The organism is Staphylococcus pragensis (genome assembly GCF_004785665.1).
Taxonomy (GTDB): Bacteria; Bacillota; Bacilli; order Staphylococcales; family Staphylococcaceae; genus Staphylococcus; species Staphylococcus pragensis.
In genome coordinates, this window is the sequence record NZ_SRPJ01000001.1 from 191,306 (window position 1) to 210,674 (window position 19,369).

At 33.7% G+C, this 19,369-nt stretch carries 24 protein-coding genes and 1 other RNA gene; 23 read left to right on the forward strand and 2 right to left on the reverse strand.

Features of this window, described 5'->3' with window-relative positions; genetic code table 11:
• Positions 1 to 144 precede the first annotated feature (144 nt).
• The 7 genes from eno to ssrA all read left to right on the forward strand — a co-directional run bounded on the left by eno (position 145) and on the right by ssrA (position 6,873).
• Positions 145 to 1,449 carry a surface-displayed alpha-enolase gene (gene eno, locus E2558_RS00935; RefSeq protein ID WP_126565133.1) on the forward strand — a complete coding sequence of 435 codons (1,305 nt, stop codon included), beginning with the start codon at positions 145 to 147 and terminating at the stop codon, positions 1,447 to 1,449.
• Between the two features lie 295 nt (positions 1,450 to 1,744).
• A complete protein-coding gene (locus E2558_RS00940; RefSeq protein WP_126565134.1) occupies positions 1,745 to 2,215 on the forward strand; it encodes a hypothetical protein in 471 nt (156 codons plus the stop codon).
• Between the two features lie 67 nt (positions 2,216 to 2,282).
• A complete protein-coding gene (gene secG, locus E2558_RS00945; RefSeq protein ID WP_103297444.1) occupies positions 2,283 to 2,516 on the forward strand; it encodes a preprotein translocase subunit SecG in 234 nt (77 codons plus the stop codon).
• Positions 2,517 to 2,744: 228 nt separating this feature from the next.
• Positions 2,745 to 3,485: an alpha/beta hydrolase gene (locus tag E2558_RS00950; protein ID WP_126565135.1), complete on the forward strand. Its 741-nt coding sequence runs from the start codon at positions 2,745 to 2,747 to the stop codon at positions 3,483 to 3,485.
• A 42-nt stretch (positions 3,486 to 3,527) separates the two neighbouring features.
• Positions 3,528 to 5,906, forward strand: coding sequence for a ribonuclease R (gene rnr / locus E2558_RS00955; RefSeq protein ID WP_126565136.1), 2,379 nt, complete (start codon positions 3,528 to 3,530; stop codon positions 5,904 to 5,906).
• 24 nt (positions 5,907 to 5,930) lie between these two features.
• Positions 5,931 to 6,401, forward strand: a complete 471-nt coding sequence (gene smpB, locus E2558_RS00960) for an SsrA-binding protein SmpB (RefSeq protein WP_103328124.1) — start codon at positions 5,931 to 5,933, stop codon at positions 6,399 to 6,401.
• 110 nt (positions 6,402 to 6,511) lie between these two features.
• Positions 6,512 to 6,873, forward strand: a transfer-messenger RNA (tmRNA) gene (ssrA, locus tag E2558_RS00965).
• A 120-nt stretch (positions 6,874 to 6,993) separates the two neighbouring features.
• Here ssrA and E2558_RS00970 read toward each other — a convergent pair.
• Entirely contained in the window at positions 6,994 to 8,082 is a 1,089-nt protein-coding gene (locus E2558_RS00970; RefSeq protein WP_126565137.1) for a site-specific integrase, read from the reverse strand.
• A gap of 22 nt (positions 8,083 to 8,104) precedes the next feature.
• Positions 8,105 to 8,752: a helix-turn-helix domain-containing protein gene (locus E2558_RS00975; protein WP_126565138.1), complete on the reverse strand. Its 648-nt coding sequence runs from the start codon at positions 8,750 to 8,752 to the stop codon at positions 8,105 to 8,107.
• A 168-nt stretch (positions 8,753 to 8,920) separates the two neighbouring features.
• Between E2558_RS00975 and E2558_RS00980 the strand changes: the two genes are divergently transcribed.
• From E2558_RS00980 to E2558_RS01055, 16 genes are all read left to right on the forward strand, one after another.
• On the forward strand, positions 8,921 to 9,139 hold the full coding sequence (locus E2558_RS00980) for a helix-turn-helix transcriptional regulator (protein WP_126565139.1): 219 nt from the start codon (positions 8,921 to 8,923) through the stop codon (positions 9,137 to 9,139).
• Positions 9,140 to 9,150: 11 nt separating this feature from the next.
• Complete coding sequence (locus E2558_RS00985; protein WP_126565140.1) at positions 9,151 to 9,351, forward strand: pathogenicity island protein; 201 nt, start codon at positions 9,151 to 9,153, stop codon at positions 9,349 to 9,351.
• 3 nt (positions 9,352 to 9,354) lie between these two features.
• Positions 9,355 to 9,558 (forward strand): type II toxin-antitoxin system antitoxin TscA, encoded by a 204-nt coding sequence (gene tscA, locus E2558_RS00990; protein WP_126565141.1) that lies wholly within the window; start codon positions 9,355 to 9,357, stop codon positions 9,556 to 9,558.
• A gap of 1 nt (position 9,559) precedes the next feature.
• Complete coding sequence (locus tag E2558_RS00995; protein ID WP_085055668.1) at positions 9,560 to 9,898, forward strand: hypothetical protein; 339 nt, start codon at positions 9,560 to 9,562, stop codon at positions 9,896 to 9,898.
• A 10-nt stretch (positions 9,899 to 9,908) separates the two neighbouring features.
• The gene (locus tag E2558_RS01000; protein ID WP_002467971.1) at positions 9,909 to 10,115 is read left to right on the forward strand and encodes a hypothetical protein; all 207 of its coding nucleotides are present in this window, start codon (positions 9,909 to 9,911) and stop codon (positions 10,113 to 10,115) included.
• Between the two features lie 14 nt (positions 10,116 to 10,129).
• Positions 10,130 to 10,432, forward strand: a complete 303-nt coding sequence (gene tscT / locus E2558_RS01005; protein WP_053035641.1) for a type II toxin-antitoxin system toxin TscT — start codon at positions 10,130 to 10,132, stop codon at positions 10,430 to 10,432.
• A gap of 33 nt (positions 10,433 to 10,465) precedes the next feature.
• Entirely contained in the window at positions 10,466 to 11,365 is a 900-nt protein-coding gene (locus tag E2558_RS01010; protein ID WP_126565142.1) for a primase alpha helix C-terminal domain-containing protein, read from the forward strand.
• Positions 11,366 to 11,377: 12 nt separating this feature from the next.
• Positions 11,378 to 12,826: a DNA primase family protein gene (locus E2558_RS01015; protein ID WP_126565143.1), complete on the forward strand. Its 1,449-nt coding sequence runs from the start codon at positions 11,378 to 11,380 to the stop codon at positions 12,824 to 12,826.
• A 314-nt stretch (positions 12,827 to 13,140) separates the two neighbouring features.
• A complete protein-coding gene (locus E2558_RS01020; RefSeq protein WP_168210206.1) occupies positions 13,141 to 13,452 on the forward strand; it encodes a hypothetical protein in 312 nt (103 codons plus the stop codon).
• 183 nt (positions 13,453 to 13,635) lie between these two features.
• The gene (locus tag E2558_RS01025) at positions 13,636 to 14,835 is read left to right on the forward strand and encodes a phage portal protein (RefSeq protein WP_229716375.1); all 1,200 of its coding nucleotides are present in this window, start codon (positions 13,636 to 13,638) and stop codon (positions 14,833 to 14,835) included.
• Entirely contained in the window at positions 14,822 to 15,388 is a 567-nt protein-coding gene (locus E2558_RS01030; protein WP_053017517.1) for an HK97 family phage prohead protease, read from the forward strand. Before E2558_RS01025 ends, E2558_RS01030 begins: the two co-directional genes overlap by 14 nt.
• A 1-nt stretch (position 15,389) precedes the next feature.
• A complete protein-coding gene (locus E2558_RS01035) occupies positions 15,390 to 16,628 on the forward strand; it encodes a phage major capsid protein (RefSeq protein ID WP_126565144.1) in 1,239 nt (412 codons plus the stop codon).
• 67 nt (positions 16,629 to 16,695) lie between these two features.
• A complete protein-coding gene (locus tag E2558_RS01040) occupies positions 16,696 to 16,977 on the forward strand; it encodes a head-tail connector protein (protein WP_037558410.1) in 282 nt (93 codons plus the stop codon).
• Complete coding sequence (locus E2558_RS01045) at positions 16,970 to 17,260, forward strand: HNH endonuclease (protein WP_126565145.1); 291 nt, start codon at positions 16,970 to 16,972, stop codon at positions 17,258 to 17,260. Before E2558_RS01040 ends, E2558_RS01045 begins: the two co-directional genes overlap by 8 nt.
• A 137-nt stretch (positions 17,261 to 17,397) precedes the next feature.
• On the forward strand, positions 17,398 to 17,730 hold the full coding sequence (locus E2558_RS01050; RefSeq protein WP_053017512.1) for a hypothetical protein: 333 nt from the start codon (positions 17,398 to 17,400) through the stop codon (positions 17,728 to 17,730).
• A complete protein-coding gene (locus E2558_RS01055) occupies positions 17,723 to 19,366 on the forward strand; it encodes a terminase large subunit (RefSeq protein WP_126565146.1) in 1,644 nt (547 codons plus the stop codon). The genes E2558_RS01050 and E2558_RS01055 overlap by 8 nt, the downstream gene beginning before the upstream one ends.
• Positions 19,367 to 19,369: the final 3 nt, after the last annotated feature.

Consider the following 19,369-nt stretch of genomic DNA (forward strand, 5'->3'; position numbering starts at 1 on the left):
CCGTGAATGAGAACTTTTTCAATATAGGTAGTAATGCTCAACCTACCTATATTGAGCTGTTCTTAAAATAGTACAAATATTTTATTAAATTTTAAAATCAAGCTATAATAATTATAGAATCTAAATTAAAAGGAGATTTTTAACATGCCAATTATTACAGATGTTTATGCTCGCGAAGTCTTAGACTCACGTGGTAACCCAACAGTTGAAGTTGAAGTTTTAACTGAAAGCGGTGCTTTTGGCCGTGCATTAGTACCATCAGGAGCTTCTACAGGTGAACACGAAGCAGTAGAATTACGTGATGGAGACAAATCTCGTTACGGTGGTAAAGGTGTAACTAAAGCCGTTGAAAATGTTAACGAAATTATTGCACCAGAAATCGTTGAAGGTGAATTCTCAGTATTAGATCAAGTATCTATCGATAAAATGATGATTCAATTAGACGGTACACCTAACAAAGGTAAATTAGGCGCAAACGCTATTTTAGGCGTATCTATCGCAGTTGCACGTGCAGCAGCAGACTTATTAGGTCAACCTTTATACAAATACTTAGGTGGATTCAACGGTAAACAATTACCAGTTCCTATGATGAACATCGTTAATGGTGGTTCTCACTCAGACGCACCAATCGCATTCCAAGAATTCATGATTTTACCAACAGGTGCAGAATCATTCAAAGAAGCATTACGTTGGGGTGCTGAAATCTTCCATAACTTAAAATCAATCTTAAGCGAACGCGGTTTAGAAACTGCAGTAGGTGACGAAGGTGGTTTCGCTCCTAAATTCGAAGGTACTGAAGATGCTGTAGAAACAATCATCAAAGCTATCGAAAAAGCAGGTTACAAACCAGGCGAAGATGTATTCTTAGGATTTGACTGTGCATCATCAGAATTCTACGAAAACGGTGTATATGACTACACTAAATTCGAAGGTGAACATGGTGCGAAACGTAGCGCAGCTGAACAAGTTGACTACTTAGAAGAATTAATTGGTAAATACCCAATCATCACTATCGAAGACGGTATGGATGAAAACGACTGGGACGGTTGGAAACAATTAACTGATCGTATCGGCGACAAAGTTCAATTAGTAGGTGACGATTTATTCGTAACAAACACTGAAATCTTATCTAGAGGTATTGAACAAGGTATCGGTAACTCAATCTTAATCAAAGTTAACCAAATCGGTACATTAACTGAAACATTCGAAGCAATCGAAATGGCTCAAAAAGCAGGCTACACTGCAGTAGTATCTCACCGTTCAGGTGAAACTGAAGATACAACAATTGCTGACATCGCAGTAGCTACAAACGCTGGCCAAATCAAAACAGGTTCATTATCAAGAACTGACCGTATCGCTAAATACAACCAATTATTACGTATTGAAGACGAATTATACGAAACTGCTAAATTTGACGGCATTAAATCTTTCTACAATTTAGATAAATAAGATAACGCTGATTAAACTTCAGTTTTAAAAAGAATAGAGTTCACGCAAATGATTATCGCCTGTCACAGAGTTGAGACTGTGGCAGGCTTTTTAAGTTTTATTTTTGGGAAATGGAGGCCATATACCCCCACATAAATTCATTTCAGAGAGAGCAAACACCATACGATGAAGCTACCCATACCCTGCTTGAAATGCGACATCCATGTGAACAAACTACCTCCATCATCCCCCTGTATTTAACTTACATTAGCAAACTGATATAATAAGCGTGTATTGAAAAGAAGGAGAATCAAACATGGAGCATCAATCCCCACAGGTTAGCAAACGAGAACGTAATGCGGGCAAATTAATCGGCTACAGTTCTTTAATATTTAGTATATTATTGATTATTCATAACTTTGTAGCACTAGATACACAAACGGCTAAGGAGCTATTAACGCAAGCGGGTCAAAAAGTGAATGATAGTACTGTCGCAAATATCTTAAATAGCTTTAGATACACAGGAATCATGTATAGCTTAGCGTATTTAGCAGGTGTTATTGCGTTATGGAATCGTCATAAGTATTTATGGTGGTTCATGTTCGCAGTATATGTATCTAACGTATTGTTTACACTCGTAAACTTAGCAATGGTGATTAACGCAATTATCGCTGTTAAATCATTACTATTCATTGCACCTATTGTAATCGTTATTATTGGATCAATCGTTTTAGCTATATATATGCTAGTGATATCATTTGTGCGTAAAAGCACGTTCAATCGTTAGACATTGATAAGCAAGTATTGAGTATGATATAATTTTGAACGTATATAATGAACGGAGGACAATTTTCATGCATACACTTTTTATAGTACTATTAATAATCGATTGTATTGCATTAATCACTGTTGTATTACTCCAAGAAGGTAAAAGTAATGGACTTTCAGGTGCTATTAGTGGTGGCGCAGAACAGTTATTTGGTAAACAAAAACAACGTGGCGTCGATTTATTCTTGCATAGATTAACAATTATTTTAGCAGTCATTTTCTTCTTATTAATGATTGGCATAAGTTATTTTGGTTTATAAGGTCCGACGATATAAATGTCGGGCTTTTTTATTTATAATTAAGTAGTGATAGTGTCTTATAAACAAAGTAATGGTTTAAAGACCATACAACATGTATAATTTCAGTGGAATACGGGAATATTATATACTGCTTATAACTATAATTGTCTTTAAATAAAGTTAGAAGACATAAGTACAGGGAGTACTTAATAAAGTAACATAGATAACAAGATGGAGAGGGATTATTCAATGCAAATTAAATTACCACAACCGTTCTTTTTTGAAGAAGGCAAACGTGCTGTCTTATTATTACATGGTTTCACAGGCAATTCATCAGATGTAAGACAATTAGGACGTTTCTTACAGAAAAAAGGGTATACATCCTACGCCCCACAATATGAAGGACATGCAGCACCACCAGAAGAAATTTTAAAATCTAGTCCTCATGTTTGGTTCAAAGATGTACTTGATGGTTACGACTATTTAGTAGATCAAGGGTATGAAGAAATTGCAGTGGCAGGTTTATCATTGGGTGGTGTATTTGCATTAAAATTAAGCTTAAATCGACCTGTTAAGGGCATTATAACAATGTGTGCACCTGCAGAAGTGAAAACAGAAGGTACTATTTATGAAGGCTTCTTAGAATATGCACGTAATTTTAAAAAGTATGAAGGTAAGGATCAAGAAACAATTGATAAAGAAATGGAAGATTTCCATCCTACTGAAACATTAAAAGAACTAAGTGAAACACTAGGTAATGTTAGAAACGAAATCGACGAAGTTTTAGATCCTATCCTAGTCGTTCAAGCTGAAAAGGATCAAATGATTAATCCTCAATCAGCTAATTATATATATGACAATGTAGATTCAGATGATAAACACATCAAATGGTATGCAAATTCAGGTCATGTCATTACAATCGACAAAGAGAAAGAACAAGTATTCGAAGACGTATATGACTTCTTAGAAACGTTAGATTGGTCTGAATAATAAAATAAATAATAAGAAATGAAAGAAGAAAGGAGGGGCATGATGAATTTAAAGCAATCCATTGAAGAAATCGTACAACAACCAGATTATGAACCTATGTCGGTGTCAGATTTTCAAGATGCTTTAGGTCTTAATAGTGCCGACTCATTTAGAGATTTAATAAAGGTGCTAGTAGAACTCGAACAGGCAGGTTTAGTAGAAAGAACTAGAACAGACAGATATCAACGTAAGCAATCTAAAAAAGCGACAAGTTCTAAATTAATTAAAGGAACATTAAGTCAAAATAAAAAAGGATTTGCCTTCCTACGTCCAGAAGATGAGGAAATGGAAGATATTTTTATTCCGCCAACAAAAATTAATCGTGCATTAGATGGTGATACGGTTATTGTTGAAATTCAAAAATCTAAAGGTGAACATAAAGGTAAAATTGAAGGGGAAGTTAAATCCATTGAGAAACACTCAGTCACACAAGTAGTAGGTACGTATAGTGAAGCTAAACACTTTGGATTTGTTATCCCTGATGATAAACGTATTATGCAAGACATTTTCATCCCGAAAGGTCAAAGCTTAGGTGCTGTAGACGGACATAAAGTACTTGTCCAAATCACTAAGTATGCAGATGGTACGGATAACCCAGAAGGTCATGTGTCAGCCATCTTAGGTCATAAAAATGACCCAGGTGTAGATATATTATCTATTATCTACCAACATGGCATTGAAATTGAATTTCCTGACAGTGTCTTGAAAGAAGCGGAAGATGTACCAGAGGAAATCAAGTCAGATGAAATTGAAGGACGTACTGATTTACGAGATGAATTAACAATTACAATTGACGGTGCAGATGCGAAAGACTTAGATGATGCCATCAGTGTAAAAAAATTATCGAACGGTCATACTGAGTTAACAGTAAGTATCGCTGATGTAAGTTATTATGTTAAAGAAGATTCAGCTTTAGACAAAGAAGCTTATGATAGAGCGACAAGTGTTTATTTAGTAGACCGTGTTATTCCAATGATTCCACACCGTTTGAGTAATGGAATTTGTTCATTAAATCCAGAAGTTGACCGCTTAACATTAAGTTGTCGCATGGAAATTAATGAACGTGGTGAAGTAGTAAATCATGAAATCTTCGACAGTGTGATTCATTCTAATTATAGAATGACATATGATGCGGTTAATCAAATTATCACTGATAAAAATCCAGAGGTACGTAAGCAATATCAAGAAATTACGTCTATGCTTGATTTAGCTCAAGAGTTATCAAATCGTTTAATTCAAATGCGTAAACGTCGTGGTGAAATTGACTTTGATATCAGCGAAGCTAAAGTATTAGTCAATAATGAAGGCTTACCAACTGATGTTGTATTACGTGAGCGCGGTGAAGGTGAACGTCTAATCGAGTCATTCATGTTAGCTGCCAACGAAACAGTAGCAGAGCATTTTAATAGATTAGAGGTACCGTTCATTTATCGTGTGCATGAACAACCGAAATCAGATCGCTTACGTCAATTCTTCGACTTTATTACAAACTTTGGCATTATGGTTAAAGGCACTGGAGAAGATATCCATCCTTCAACATTACAATCTATTCAAGAGGAAGTTGAAGGTCGTTCAGAACAAATGGTTATCTCTACAATGATGCTACGTTCAATGCAACAAGCACATTATGATGACACTAACTTAGGCCACTTTGGTTTATCAGCTGAATATTATACGCACTTTACGTCTCCAATCAGACGTTATCCTGACTTAACAGTGCATCGCTTAATCCGAAAATATCTCATTGATAAATCAATGAATAATAAAGAATTACACAAATGGGAAGACAAATTGCCTGAATTAGCAGAGCATACCTCACAACGTGAACGCCGTGCTATCGAAGCAGAACGTGATACAGATGAATTGAAAAAGGCTGAATATATGATTCAACATATCGGTGATGAATTTGAAGGTATCGTAAGTTCTGTAGCAAACTTCGGTATGTTTATTGAATTACCTAACACTATTGAAGGTATGGTTCATATCTCTAATATGACAGATGATTACTATAACTTTGATGAGCGCCAAATGGCTTTAATTGGTGAACGCCAAGCTAAAGTATTCCGCATTGGTGATGAAGTAAAAGTGAAAGTGACTCATGTGGATGTTGATGAGCGTATGATCGACTTCCAAATTGTAGGTATGCCTTTACCTAAAAATGATAGAAGCCAACGTCCAGCAAGAGGTAAAACAATCCAAGCTAAAACACGTGGCAAATCTTTAGATAAATCTAAAGACGATAGTAATAAAGGTAAAAAGAAAAAACGTAAACAACGTAAAGGTAAAAACCAACGTAATCGTGATAAACAAGGTAAAACCAATCACAAACCATTTTACAAAGATAAAAGTGTGAAGAAAAAATCACGCCGTAAGAAAAAATAATCAGCAAAGAGGTGACAAATCATTATGGCTAAGAAGAAAAAGAAATCACCAGGCACATTGGCTGAGAACCGTAAAGCAAGACATGATTACAACATTGAAGATACGATAGAAGCGGGTATCGAGTTAAAAGGAACCGAAATCAAATCTATCCGTCGTGGTAGCGCAAACTTAAAAGATAGTTACGCCCAAGTTAAGCGCGGAGAAATGTTCGTGAATAACATGCATATTGCGCCATATGAAGAGGGTAACCGTTTCAATCATGACCCTTTGCGCTCTAGAAAATTATTACTCCATAAACGTGAGATTATTAAATTAGGTGAGCGTACTAGAGAAATAGGTTATTCAATTATTCCATTGAAGCTATATTTAAAACATGGTCAATGCAAAGTGTTATTAGGTGTAGCACGCGGTAAAAAACTTCATGATAAACGTCAAGCTTTAAAAGATAAAGCGATGAAACGTGATGTTGACCGTGCAATTAAAGCCCGTTATTAAGCACAATTGTTGCTTAATCGGGCTTCCTTTGATATGATAGTAAGAGTTGTTATTTATAGTTAAAGTTAGTTAAATAGTAACGATTTATTAGTTTTTCTTAATAGAATTGAGGGGGCGTTCTTGGATTCGACAGGGGTCCCCCGAGCTCATTAAGCGTGTCGGAGGGTTGTCTCCGTCATCAACACATTCGGTTAAATATAACTGACAAATCAAACAATAATTTCGCAGTAGCTGCGTAATAGCACTCTGCATCGCCTAACAGCATTTCCTACGTGCTGTTAACGCGATTCAACCCTAGTAGGATATGCTAAACACTGCCGTTTGAAGTCTGTTTAGATGAAAACCAATCAAACTAGCATAATACTGGTTGTCTGTTGCTTACTATTATGCGAAATTTATCAATAGACTACACACGTAGAAAGATGTGTATCAGGACCTCTGGACGCGGGTTCGAATCCCGCCGCCTCCATCTTATAGCTTGTAACCCTATTGGTTGCAGGCTTTTTATTTTTATTGCCCCAATATAGCCCCGAATATGCCCCATTAAAAAATACGCCCTATGATTAGGACGTAATATTTTTTTATAATACTCTTATAAGTATTTTACAATTTCCTTTTGTGTACTAGGATATAAATGCCCGTAACGTGTGCTTACTTCTTCAATAGATGAATGACCTAATCTTTGTGCAATAACCATTAAACTAGCACCATGATTAATCAAAAGTGACGCATGACTATGACGGATTTCATGAATTACAATTCTAGGAAAATCATCAGGAAGTAATTTGTACGCATTAGTAAACCAACGATCAATTTTACTTTCACTAAATGCTTTGAAAAACGTGCCAAATAGCACGTAACTATCTTTATACATATTATGTTCTTTATACAAAGAATGATAATTTTTTAAATCATTCATCATATGAGTTGGCAAATATATATCACGTGTACCAGCTTTAGTTTTAGGACTTGTTACTTCACCGTGATAATCAGTTTTATTGATATGTATATATTCTTCTTTAAAATTAATATCTTCCCAAGTCAATGCACGTACTTCGCCTTTTCTTGCACCACTATAAAATAATAATTTAAAAAATACTTTTTGCTCTAAAGTAGGTAATACTTCATAGAACTGATTAAATTGATCTAAAGTCCAATAGTTAAAACGTTTATTTGATTCAACTTCAAAATTTCCAACTAACGAAGCAACATTATTTTGTAAACCATGATACTTCATGGCATGGTTAAGTAATGAAACGATAAATATGTGCATCTTTTTCAAATATTCACCCGAATGATTTTCTTTCAGTTTTTTATTTTGAAATTTCATTATATCTTGAGTAGTCATTTCAAATACATCAATAGACTTAAAATGTGGTATTAGATGATTATTCAGATGTGTTTTTAAAGATTTAACACTAGATGATTTACGTCTAGCAGAATACCAATCTAAGTATTCATTTGCTAATTCATCAAAAGGCAATTTATTTATATGTCCTATACCTTCTAACTCATTCATAACTTCATTACATTTTTTTACTGCTTCCTTACGCTGCTTAAATCCACTCTTTTTTATTTCTTTTCTTTTATTCGTTCTATCATAGTATTTAATTCTAAAATAGTATGTGCCACGTTTTTTATCTTTATAAATATTGTGGGATAGGTTTATGTCATGTTTCATATATTCACCTACAATAAATGTTCTAATATTCGTATTTCTTTGTACTATTTAAGCGCTCGATTAACTTATTTAATTTGTATCGAAGCTTTTCTGAAGTATCGTGATCCATTAAATTTTTTTCTTGATTCATATTTATATTTTCTTTTTGAATTTCTAATTTTTGTATTAAATAGTTGTTTATAAGTATATCAATATTCTTTCTATCCAAATCAGTTAAACCTAACCCTTTATATGCTTTTGTATTATCAATATCGTGTAGTTGATAATTTAAATCATTAATAGGTACTTCAAAAAAGCGAGTTTCTAGTTCATTCAATTTATTACGTTGAAAAAATACATTTACAGATTGATTTAAGCTAATTTTATTGTTATCGAAAAGTGTATGTGTATCTTTCTTATCTAATGTTAATTTATATTTTCCTTTTGATGCTTCTTCTATTTTTTGAGCGTAATAATTAAATTCTTCAAGCCCAAAGGTCAAGGAATGTATATATTTAGTTAAAAATTCGACAGAAGGTACACCTCTTTTACCATTTTCTATTCCGCTAATATGACCTTGTGAAAAAAGTAACTGTTCAGCTGTCTCTCTAGTTGTTTTATTTTTTGCTTTTCTTAAATTCTTCAACACTTCACCGATCTTTTTAATTTCATCTACTGTTAAATCAGTCATGTAATCACCTCAAAATAATATTATCACTAATAACAATTCTATAAAACGTTTTTGTATGATTCAAATGAATTAATTTCGAATCTTTTTATTGCAATATCATTTAAAATTTGATAACGTTATATATGAATCAAATGAATCAAATTTGATTCATAAAAAGGAGGAGTTTTAATGGCAAGTTTAAATTATCCGATGTTATACATCACAAGAAAAGAAAAGGGAGATACTCAAAAGAAAGTAGCACAGAAATTAGGAATAACTCCACAACGTTATCAACTTAAAGAAACTGGTAAAGCTAATTTCACTTTGCCTGAAGCAAAAATTTTAAGTGAAATGTATGGCATGTCAATTGATGATTTGTTTAGTAAAAACATTAAAGTAGGATCATAGGAGGAATAAGAATGCAGCAACAAGTAGTAATTACAAAAAGTGTAGTAGGTTGGTTCAATGTGAAAGATGTTGAAGGAAATCTTCTTTTAAATATTGCACCTGATGTATTTAAGAAACACTTTCCTGAAGTTAGTCCTAACATTGCAATTGCATGTATGGAGTTAGATATTAATAGAATTGTCGAACTTAAAGATAAGAAAGTGAGTGTATAGAAAATGGAACAAGAACAAAAAGATGTTATACAAGATATTTATACGACGTTAGGAACAACTGTTGGGGATAAAACAACAGAATATGAACATCGTTTTGAAGAAGGTCATAACGAATGGGTTGAAACAGTAAATCGTGAGGAACATTTACAAGCAATAATCGAGTGGGCATTACAACAAATTGAAAATAATTTTGATGGAGTGAAATAAGATGAACATTGATATTTTCGAAGCATATGCAGACGCAATGGAATCAAGTTGTGAACTTCATAGAGTAATGGGTGAATTTGATAGAATCTCAGAGTTAACAGGCTATTTAATCGAAAAAGCTAAAGCATATAGAGAAGAAGGAGATATTAAAGGTGCTGAAGCTATTGAACAAATTATATTAGATGATCTAGGAAGTGATTTTAATATTGTTCACGATGAGTTTGAAGAAGAGAGAAAAAACTGGAAAGAGAAAGTGAAGAAATTAAAAAATGTATGTGCTTTTTACGGTATATCTGTACCTTCATTAAAAAGTGAAAAAGTAATAAAACTCTACAAATAGGAGTGATACAATGGCTGCTAAATTAGATGTGAATAAACAAAATATCATGCACGCTATCAACTGGATTATTAAAAATGAAGAAGAAATTATATTTGAAAGTCAAAGTCAATTAAGTTTCTTTAGTCGTGAAGATTTGGAGAAAATAGACTACTGCAAACGTACTTTAGAAAGTTTAATTGAAGCTAAAGAAATCTATAATAAGCAAAAAATTAGTTAAGGAGTTAAGCAATAATGGAGTGGGAATTAAGAAATTTATTTGATGATTTAGAAGTAGTACAAGAAAAAATTAATGATGTCGTAACATCTTTTGTATGGTTTGATGATGAGTATTTCACACATGAACCTAATCATATGTTAACTAAAAAAGAAATATATACGCATGGCTGGAAATATCACGAGCATCGTATCAAAAACACACAAGTCATTGATTTGATGCTTATGTATATGAAAGATTTTGATGACATTATGAAGAAAATCCGTGAAATAGAAAAAGCGTCATCAGCGAAGTTTGGCGACAGAACTGATAACGCATAGTATTTAAAAAAATTACAGAAAGGAATTTGTTTAATGTTCAACTTAAAATATAATGATGAACTTCGTATATTAGTATATCAAAATATTTATGCAAAAGGAACTGAAAAAGTAAAAAATATAATGTGGTCTGACTGGTGCGAGTGGTTAACTCGCCCAGTTGTTAGCCATAATAAATACGCCAACGGTTTAGCCATTTATGGTGATGTGTCAGATGGTGTAGATGATGAAACAGGGGAAATACTTCAACATCATAGAAGAGATGAAAATGTGATGTATAGACAAGTATTTTCACTAGATTATGACGATATAGACGACATGGGTCGTTTTGTTGAAAACATTCAAGAAAAGATGAAACACTTTTCTTATTTCATATATAGCACTTTTAGACATAGAGATAAGCACGATGAAAATGATAAAGACTTACGTCCAAGATTTAGGCTGCTAATTCCTATTGATGACATAGTGAAACCTGATGAATATACCAAATACGCTAGAGCATTATCTAAATATATTGGTGAAACGATAGATGAATCATGTTTTACGCCTATTCAATTGTCAGCACTACCTACCATAAAAGACAAAGAAAAACCTTATCACTGGTATATCAATGACGCGCCATTTATCACACGTGAACAACTTGATAGTTGTGTTAAAAAGTACCCTGATGAAGATGAGACAATTATTGTAGACCATTCAAAAAAGTATAAGAAGCGTAGCGAAAATTATTGGCGTGAAAGAGCATTTGGTGTAGGTGAAGGAGAACGTAATCAAGCGTTGGCTTCTATTATAGGACACCTATTAAAAAGATATGTAGATACGCATTTAGTATACGGTTTGGTAAGTGCTTGGGCCAAAACATGCGATCCGCCTTTAAGTGAAAAAGAAGTCAATCAAACATTTAATTCAATTCTGAGAATACATTTAAATAAATAATGGAGGGATATAATGGCAGATATTCACAACATCAGTGAAAAATTGATTGAAGAATACCAAAAATCAATAGATGAAGATGATAAATTTAACCACACTAAATTCAGCCGTCTTTTATCCAACAAATACAATATGGTAATGATTGACGGAAATATACATTTTTTTAACGGTAAATATTACCAACATTTAGATGAGGATACGATTAGACAAATCACATTTTTAGAAATGCCACAAATTAAAGAACATCAAAATAGAGAAGTATTTTATAAAATCAAAGCAATGTCAATCAATTTTGAGGAGAAGAAGCTGGAACCTCATAAATTAGTAGTAAATAATGGCGTCTTGAATTTAAAAACTAATGAATTGTTAGATGATTCACCACAACATATTTCAACAAGCAAAGTTGATGTGTATTTTGATCCTGACGCTAAAAGTGAAACTCTAGAAAATTTTATAAAAAGTGTATCTGATGAAGATGAACATATAGAAAAACTAATTTATCAAATCATCGCTTATTGTCTATACAAAGAAAATTTTTTAGAAAAGACTTTTTTCTTTTATAGTATGGGAACTAAAAACAAAAATGGTAGTAACGGTAAATCAACACTACTCCAATTAATCCATAATTTTATAGGTCGTAGAAATACAACAGCATTGAAATTTAAAGACTTAGGGCATGAATTCAAGCCAGCACGATTAATGGGCAAAATGATTAATATTGACGATGATATGGATAATACATTTATTAAAGATACAGGTAATTTTAAATCTATTGCCACAGGTCGAACAATTAATGTAAATCCGAAAGGGAAACAAGATTTTGATTTTATTCCTCATAACAAACTTCTTTTCGCTGGTAATAACATACCACCAGCAAGCGATAAAACATATGGTTTTTATCGTCGCATGATTATCGTACCTATGAAACGTACATTTGGTAAAGGTGGATATAAAAAAGAATTGGGATTAGATGAGAAATTGAATCAGCCACAAGTAATGTCGGCATTATTAAATAAATGTTTGGAACATCTTCCTGAATTATTAAAAACAGGTGAATTTATCCAAGTAGATGAAAGTGATCAACTTATTGAAAGTTACCAATATGAAAATGAGCCAGTAAGACATTTCTTAGATATGGAAGGTAATAGACCAATTCACCCCGTTGATGGTAGAGCCAGAGAAGTGGCATATGAAATTTATCGACAATGGGCTAAAAGGTACGGTTATGAAGTGATGAAGGTGCATAACTTTACCAAAGAGTTAGTTCGATTAGGTTATACGGTCGAACGTGTTAGATCACCTTATAAAGGTTATGGTATTGATTTTTATCACAAAAATAGCGAAGTCCTTTATGATGTAGCTCCTCACGATATTGATGATAAGTATAATGATAAAACTAACATTATAGAACCAAGAAAAGGGAGTAACCTATATAAAAAAATAAAATCTTTGTATAGAGAGTAGACAAAAAAGTTACTACATAGCAGATAAGTTACAACATAACCTATAAAAGCCTGTGGTTGTCAACTTTATAAGTAGTAACTTATGTAGCTACTTTCAATTAAATGTAGTAGATATTCGCGAAAAAGTAGTAACTTATGTAGCTGCTTTTCTATTAAGGTAGTAACTTTTGTAGTAAGTAACTTTATCAACGTAAAGGTATCAAATACCTTTGTATCAATACTTCAAATGGTTGTGTAGTAACTTTGGTAATATGTAGTAACTTTTATTTCACTCTCATGACACACAGAAATAAATATAAGAATGGAGTATATATTATGAACGATATTAATAAACCTGAACATTTTGAAGAATTAAACGAAGTTAAGAAAAATGCACTATTAGAATTTTGCTACTCAATGAATAAAATTAAAACTTTTAATACTAGACATTCATCATATGGATTGAAACACGTATTTGAAAGAAGATATAGAGAAGCGTTATCTGGTACTTTAGAAAGTAGTTATGTAACTAACGGACAATTTAAAGGTGCAATGTTAAAGGCTGGATTTAATGTTAAAGATAAAAGTCAATTAAATTGGCATTTTAACGTCAGTGAAAAAAGTATTAAGGAATTAGATACTTTATAAATAATCCTATTATGGTTCAGTTGAATCACAATAGGATTATAAATATGCGCTTTGGTTCAGCTGGTTCAAAGCGTTAAAACTACCACAATTGGCTTTGTAGAGCCTTTTGTGGTATACTTTAAGTAAATAATTAGTACCAGGTACTAAAAAAGAACGTGAACAATATAAAAAGTAGGTGACAATGTGCCGAAGTGGATTAATAAGATGCTTGGACTGGATAAGATAGAACAGACCACATCAAGACAGTTTGAAATGCTTTCAGGTAGCTTTCAATCGTTTTCACAGTTTAATGGTGATGCGTATTCAAATGACATATTTAGAAGTGCAGTAGATGCAATTGCTCGACATATTGCGAAGTTATCAGGTAAGCATGTGAACGATACAAAAGACTTTAATAACTATAAAATTAACCGATTATTACAAAATAGACCTAATCCATATATGAGTGGCTATGATTTTCTTTATAAGATCGCAACGCAATATTACTTATTCAATAATGCGTTTATCCTTATTCAAAAAGACAATAAGGGAAATCTTTCAGGCTTGTACCCACTGACACCAACAAGCGTTGAGTATGTGGTCGACGGTGCAGGCGAGATGTTTCTAAAGTGTTTATTCAAAGATGGGGAAATCGTTCATTTCAGACTGTCTGAGGTGGCTATATTACGCCGTCACTTTAATTCTAATGAATTACTGGGCGATGATAATTCGGCTATTATGAATACGCTAGAACTAGCGCATACGCAAAATTTAGGTATGGAATCAGCAATTAAAAACTCAGCACAAATTAGAGGGATATTAAAATATAATCAAAAATTAGCAGATTCTAAACTTAAGGAAAAGAAAGATGCGTTTATGAATGATTATCTTTCTATGAGTAACAACGGCGGTGTCATTCCTTTAGATGCCATGCTTGAATATATTCCATTAAAAACGTCAGATGTGCAGATTGATACATCACAAATGGAAGTCGTTAAGAAGAAGATTTATGACTATTTAGGTATCAATGAGGATATTGTGACAGGTAAATATGATGAGAACACATGGCAGGCGTTTTATGAGTCTGTAATAGAACCTTTTGCGATACAACTTTCATCAGAACTCACAGATAAGATATTTACCGAACGTGAACAAGCTTTCAGTAATCGTATTATTTTTGAATCATCTAAATTACAGTATGCGAGCAATCAATCTAAATCAAATATGATTAAGGAGTTATTGCCATTAGGCTTACTTACAATTAATGAAGCACGTGATTTAATGAACCTATCAAGCGTTGAAAATGGAGACGAACGTATACAGTCACTTAATTATATAGAGAAGACGCTAGCAAAGAATTATCAGATGGGAGATAAGGAGGTCGGACAAGATGAAAGAAATTAGAAGTGCAGATATACAAGCAGAAACTAGAGATGACGAGATGGTGCTTGAAGGAACAGCAATCGTTTTTGATAAACCCGCACTGATTAATACACCAACAGGTTCATATACCGAAATTATCAAACGTAATGCGCTGGACGGAGTGAAGTTCAATGACACAAGACTTTTAGTGTCACACGATCAGAATCGTCTACCATTAGCAAAATCACCTAAAACAATGGACGTGTGGCAAGATGATGCAGGTATGCATTTTAGAGCTAGGTTGGCAAACACTAGTGAATCACGTTCTGTATATGAATCAGTAAAACGTGGTGATATGTCGGGCGTTAGTTTTGGATTTACTGTATCAGACGGCAGTCGGTACGATGTAGAAACAAGAACACGCACAATTACTAAAATAGATAAAGTATTAGAGTTTTCTGTGGTGAACTTTCCGGCTTATTCAGAGACATCTGTTGAGGCTAGAAGTCAGATGCAGGAAGCAGAGAAAAGACAATATGAAATTAATAAAGCGAAAATTAACCTTAACAAATTATTTATAAAGGAGATTAACTAATATGTTTAATACAGTAAGTGAGGCATTTAATTATTATCGTAATTCTTCACTAGAAGAAATTGAAACACGAGCAAGAGAAATTAAAGGTCAAATTGATACAGACCCAGAAACAAATGTAACTAAATTAAATATAGAAATCGAAGGCTTAAACCAAGCTAAAGCAAATATTAAAGATAAGGAGAATCAACAAGTGGAACAAAATAACACAGAACAACGTTCATACAATCCAATTACAGGGACACAATTACGAGGGCAACATGAAGTACCAACAAATAACATCTTTGGTTCAGAAGAGTACCGTTCAGCATTCTTTAAAACAATGTTAGGTAAAAACTTAACAGATATTGAACAACGTACATTTAATAGAGCAATGGAACAACAAGACATTGAACATCGTGCAGATGAATTTGCTTCATCAAGTAATTCAAGCGCAGTTATTCCAGAGCAAACTTTGAATGAAGTAATTAAGAAAGCACGTACACAAGGTGGTTTACTTGCAAACGTTCGTACGTTTAATATGCCTACTAAAATTCGTATTCCAATCGGTACGCCTCAAGATAGAGCAGAATGGCATACAGAGGGCGCTTATGTAGAAGCAGATAAACCAATCACAGCATCAGTACAATTTGAAGCTAACGAAATATTAAAAGTATTCTCTATCTCAGTGAAAGCTAAAACAATGAGCATTCAAGCGTTCGAGTCTTACCTAGTTGAAGAATTAACTAATTGTGTTGTTGAAGCGATTGAATACGCACTTATCAATGGCACAGGTAAAGGACAAGGTGAAGGTATCTTAACAGGTATCAAGTGGGACGCTACTAACAGCTTAGATGTAACAGGTAAGTATACAGACTTCACACAAGCGTTAGGAATGCTTGCACGTGGTTATGCACAAAACGCTAAGTTCGCAATGAGTAACGCAACGCTATATAACCAAGTGTACGGTGTGATGGATAACAACCAACGCCCTATCTTTATCCAAGATGCGCAACATGAGAATGTAGGATATATCTTTGGTAAGCAAGTTATCATTGATGACAATATCGAAGACGGCACAATCATCTTAGGTAACTTCAACTATGTAGGTTATAACTTACCACAAGGCATTATGCTTGAGTCATCACGTGAATCATCATTCCGTAGTGGCTTAATTGATTATAGAGCTATGGCAGTAGCAGATACTCGTGTATTAATGAGTGAAGCGTTTGTCAAGTTAACTACTACAACAGCTGAAGCATAAACAGTATAAACCAGTAAGGGCATCAGTGAATTAGCTGGTGTCCTTTATTCATAAAGGAGTGAACGCTATGATTTTATCAATAGAAGATGCACGTAATGCTTTGAGAGTTGATGGAGACTTTAACGATGATATTATCATTCCATTAGTTGAGGCAATACCTAACTACTTATATATTACTACTGGTCGTGATTGGTTAGATGAACCAGTGCAGCCATTAGCACAAACAACAGCAAAGTTTATACTTCAATTGTGGTTTGACCCTCAAACACAAGATAGTGAACGATTAAAGCGTACAATTGATAGCTTATTAGGCGCATTACATGCATTAGGAAGTGAGTACGATGGCTAAAAGCATACCACAAGCATTTTATAAATCTGCTAAATGGCAGAAGTGCAAGAATAGTTACATGGCATCACAGAATTATATGTGTGAACGATGTGGAGATGTAGCGTCTATTTGTCATCATAAAGTGTATTTAAACGCAGAGAATTACACTAATCCTTATGTATCATTGAACCATGATTTACTAGAATGTTTATGTCAGACGTGCCACAATCAAGAACATTTCGGAAGTCCATCAACAGGCGAAGGATTAAAATTTGATGAAAAAGGAAATTTAATAAAAATATAATTTAATAAAAAATATACCCCCCCCATGTTGTTGATATGAAAGGATTTGAAGGGAACCCGTGCTGGGCTCAACTTTTCCTCCATTCGAGATTTTAAAAGTTTAGGGGTGCCTAATAATTATTTTAAGGAGAATAAAAAATGAATAAGATATATAAATCAATTAATTTAGAACAACTTAAAATACAAATTGATAAAGATAATAATATTAATAAACCAGTTGCATATGATTTAATAGAAGAATTAAATTTCATGAAAGAAACAATGAACGAACTGAAAAACACTGTACGAACACATGGCGCAACGTACATCTTTAAACAGGGCGAACAAGAATATCTGAAAGAAAGCCCTGCTATGAAGTCATACAATACGACAGTTTCGAAGTATAACGCCACACTTAAGCAATTACTGTCTCTATTGCCTCAAGAAGTAGAAGAATCAGACGCATTTATGGACTTTGTGACTAATGGCTAACTATATTGAACAGTATTATAAAGCAATAGAGAATGGCAAAATTGTGACTTCTAAGCGTGTTAAAAAACAATATCAGAAACTAATTCAAGATATGGAACATCACGACAAATATATCTTTGATGAAGATAAAGCTATGCGACCGATTCGATTTATAGAAAATTTCTGTCGTCATTCTAAAGGTGAACTTGCTGGTAAACCATTAGTATTAGACTTATTCCAAAAAGCTTATATTTCGGCACTATTTGGCTTTGTCGATAAAGAAACAGGTTACAGACGATATACTGAATCATTTTTCTTTGTCGGTCGTAAGAATGGTAAGACAACCATGTTAGCAGCGATTGCTTTATACATGATGATTGCAGACGGGGAAAGTGGCTCAGAGGTGTACTCAGTTGCATCGAAACGTGACCAAGCTAATATACTCTTCGACCAAGCGCATGAGATGATTGTACAGAGTCCTGATTTAAATAAAAATATTCGTAAGCGCAAGTCAGATTTATATTTCAGTCATAACTTCAGTAAGATGCAATCACTAGGCAAGAACTCCAATTCATTAGATGGACTTAATGCGCATCTAGTCGTGATTGATGAGTTACATTCCATTCAAGATAGAAACCTTTATGAAGTAATGAAACAATCTCAGTCTGCACGTACACAACCATTACTCATTATGATTACAACAGCTGGAACTCATAGGGGTACAATCTTTGATGATTTATATGAGTATGCATGTAACGTGGTTGATGGTAATTTCACTGATGATAACTTTCTGCCGATTATGTATGAGTTAGATCATAAAGCTGAGTATAAACTCCCTGATTGTTGGCAGAAAGCTAATCCTGCTCTAGGTGTATCTAAAAAGGTTGAAGATATTGAGCGTAAAGTGGCACGTGCACAAAATAATATGAATGACTTAACGGGTATCTTAACCAAAGACTTTAATATCCGTGAAGTGACACATAGCGCATGGCTCACGTTCGACGCAATAAATAATGAAGATACATTCGACATTAAAGATTTTACAGGTTGGTATGCGATAGGTGGGGCAGATTTAAGCATCACAACGGACTTAAGTTGTGCCACATTATTATTTATTGATCCTGAAACTGAAATGAGATTCGCTCATCAGATGTATTGGTTGCCTGAAGATAATTTATATAAACGTGTGCATGAGGACAAAATACCATATGACAAATGGCACGAACAGGGACTATTAAGATTATGTAGTGGCAACACGATTGATTATAGCGATATTACGGACTGGTTTAATGAGATGATGAATGACTATGATATAACGCCACTATGGATATACTACGATAACTATTCAGCAAGATACTGGGTAGATGAAATGGAAGCGTATGGCTTTCACATGGTACGAACGCCACAAGGGGCTAAAACGTTAAGCTTACCAATGCAAAATATGGGCGCTGATTTAGAGAAACATAAAATCAATTACAATAATAACCCGATTTTAAAATGGTGCTTAACTAATACAGGTGTAGAAACTGATAGAAACGGTAATATCGTCCCTATTAAGAACCAGTCACCTAAACGTCGTATTGATGGCGTGGCGTCGTTGTTAGATGCGTATGTAGGTCTATTTGATAACTATGAGCAATTTTTAAGAGCGATGTAAGGA

Excerpts from the sequence above, each read along its gene's own strand:
- E2558_RS01020 (WP_168210206.1), top strand. The coding sequence starts at position 13,141 with ATGAACGATATTAATAAACCTGAACATTTTGAAGAATTAAACGAAGTT.
- E2558_RS00975 (WP_126565138.1), bottom strand. The coding sequence starts at position 8,752 with ATGACTGATTTAACAGTAGATGAAATTAAAAAGATCGGTGAAGTGTTG.
- rnr (WP_126565136.1), top strand. The coding sequence starts at position 3,528 with ATGAATTTAAAGCAATCCATTGAAGAAATCGTACAACAACCAGATTAT.
- E2558_RS00980 (WP_126565139.1), top strand. The coding sequence starts at position 8,921 with ATGGCAAGTTTAAATTATCCGATGTTATACATCACAAGAAAAGAAAAG.
- E2558_RS01050 (WP_053017512.1), top strand. The coding sequence starts at position 17,398 with ATGAATAAGATATATAAATCAATTAATTTAGAACAACTTAAAATACAA.
- secG (WP_103297444.1), top strand. The coding sequence starts at position 2,283 with ATGCATACACTTTTTATAGTACTATTAATAATCGATTGTATTGCATTA.
- eno (WP_126565133.1), top strand. The coding sequence starts at position 145 with ATGCCAATTATTACAGATGTTTATGCTCGCGAAGTCTTAGACTCACGT.
- E2558_RS01045 (WP_126565145.1), top strand. The coding sequence starts at position 16,970 with ATGGCTAAAAGCATACCACAAGCATTTTATAAATCTGCTAAATGGCAG.
- E2558_RS01040 (WP_037558410.1), top strand. The coding sequence starts at position 16,696 with ATGATTTTATCAATAGAAGATGCACGTAATGCTTTGAGAGTTGATGGA.
- smpB (WP_103328124.1), top strand. The coding sequence starts at position 5,931 with ATGGCTAAGAAGAAAAAGAAATCACCAGGCACATTGGCTGAGAACCGT.
- E2558_RS00985 (WP_126565140.1), top strand. The coding sequence starts at position 9,151 with ATGCAGCAACAAGTAGTAATTACAAAAAGTGTAGTAGGTTGGTTCAAT.
- E2558_RS00995 (WP_085055668.1), top strand. The coding sequence starts at position 9,560 with ATGAACATTGATATTTTCGAAGCATATGCAGACGCAATGGAATCAAGT.
- E2558_RS01055 (WP_126565146.1), top strand. The coding sequence starts at position 17,723 with ATGGCTAACTATATTGAACAGTATTATAAAGCAATAGAGAATGGCAAA.
- E2558_RS00940 (WP_126565134.1), top strand. The coding sequence starts at position 1,745 with ATGGAGCATCAATCCCCACAGGTTAGCAAACGAGAACGTAATGCGGGC.
- E2558_RS01030 (WP_053017517.1), top strand. The coding sequence starts at position 14,822 with ATGAAAGAAATTAGAAGTGCAGATATACAAGCAGAAACTAGAGATGAC.
- E2558_RS01015 (WP_126565143.1), top strand. The coding sequence starts at position 11,378 with ATGGCAGATATTCACAACATCAGTGAAAAATTGATTGAAGAATACCAA.
- E2558_RS00970 (WP_126565137.1), bottom strand. The coding sequence starts at position 8,082 with ATGAAACATGACATAAACCTATCCCACAATATTTATAAAGATAAAAAA.
- E2558_RS00950 (WP_126565135.1), top strand. The coding sequence starts at position 2,745 with ATGCAAATTAAATTACCACAACCGTTCTTTTTTGAAGAAGGCAAACGT.
- E2558_RS01035 (WP_126565144.1), top strand. The coding sequence starts at position 15,390 with ATGTTTAATACAGTAAGTGAGGCATTTAATTATTATCGTAATTCTTCA.
- E2558_RS01000 (WP_002467971.1), top strand. The coding sequence starts at position 9,909 with ATGGCTGCTAAATTAGATGTGAATAAACAAAATATCATGCACGCTATC.
- tscA (WP_126565141.1), top strand. The coding sequence starts at position 9,355 with ATGGAACAAGAACAAAAAGATGTTATACAAGATATTTATACGACGTTA.
- E2558_RS01010 (WP_126565142.1), top strand. The coding sequence starts at position 10,466 with ATGTTCAACTTAAAATATAATGATGAACTTCGTATATTAGTATATCAA.
- tscT (WP_053035641.1), top strand. The coding sequence starts at position 10,130 with ATGGAGTGGGAATTAAGAAATTTATTTGATGATTTAGAAGTAGTACAA.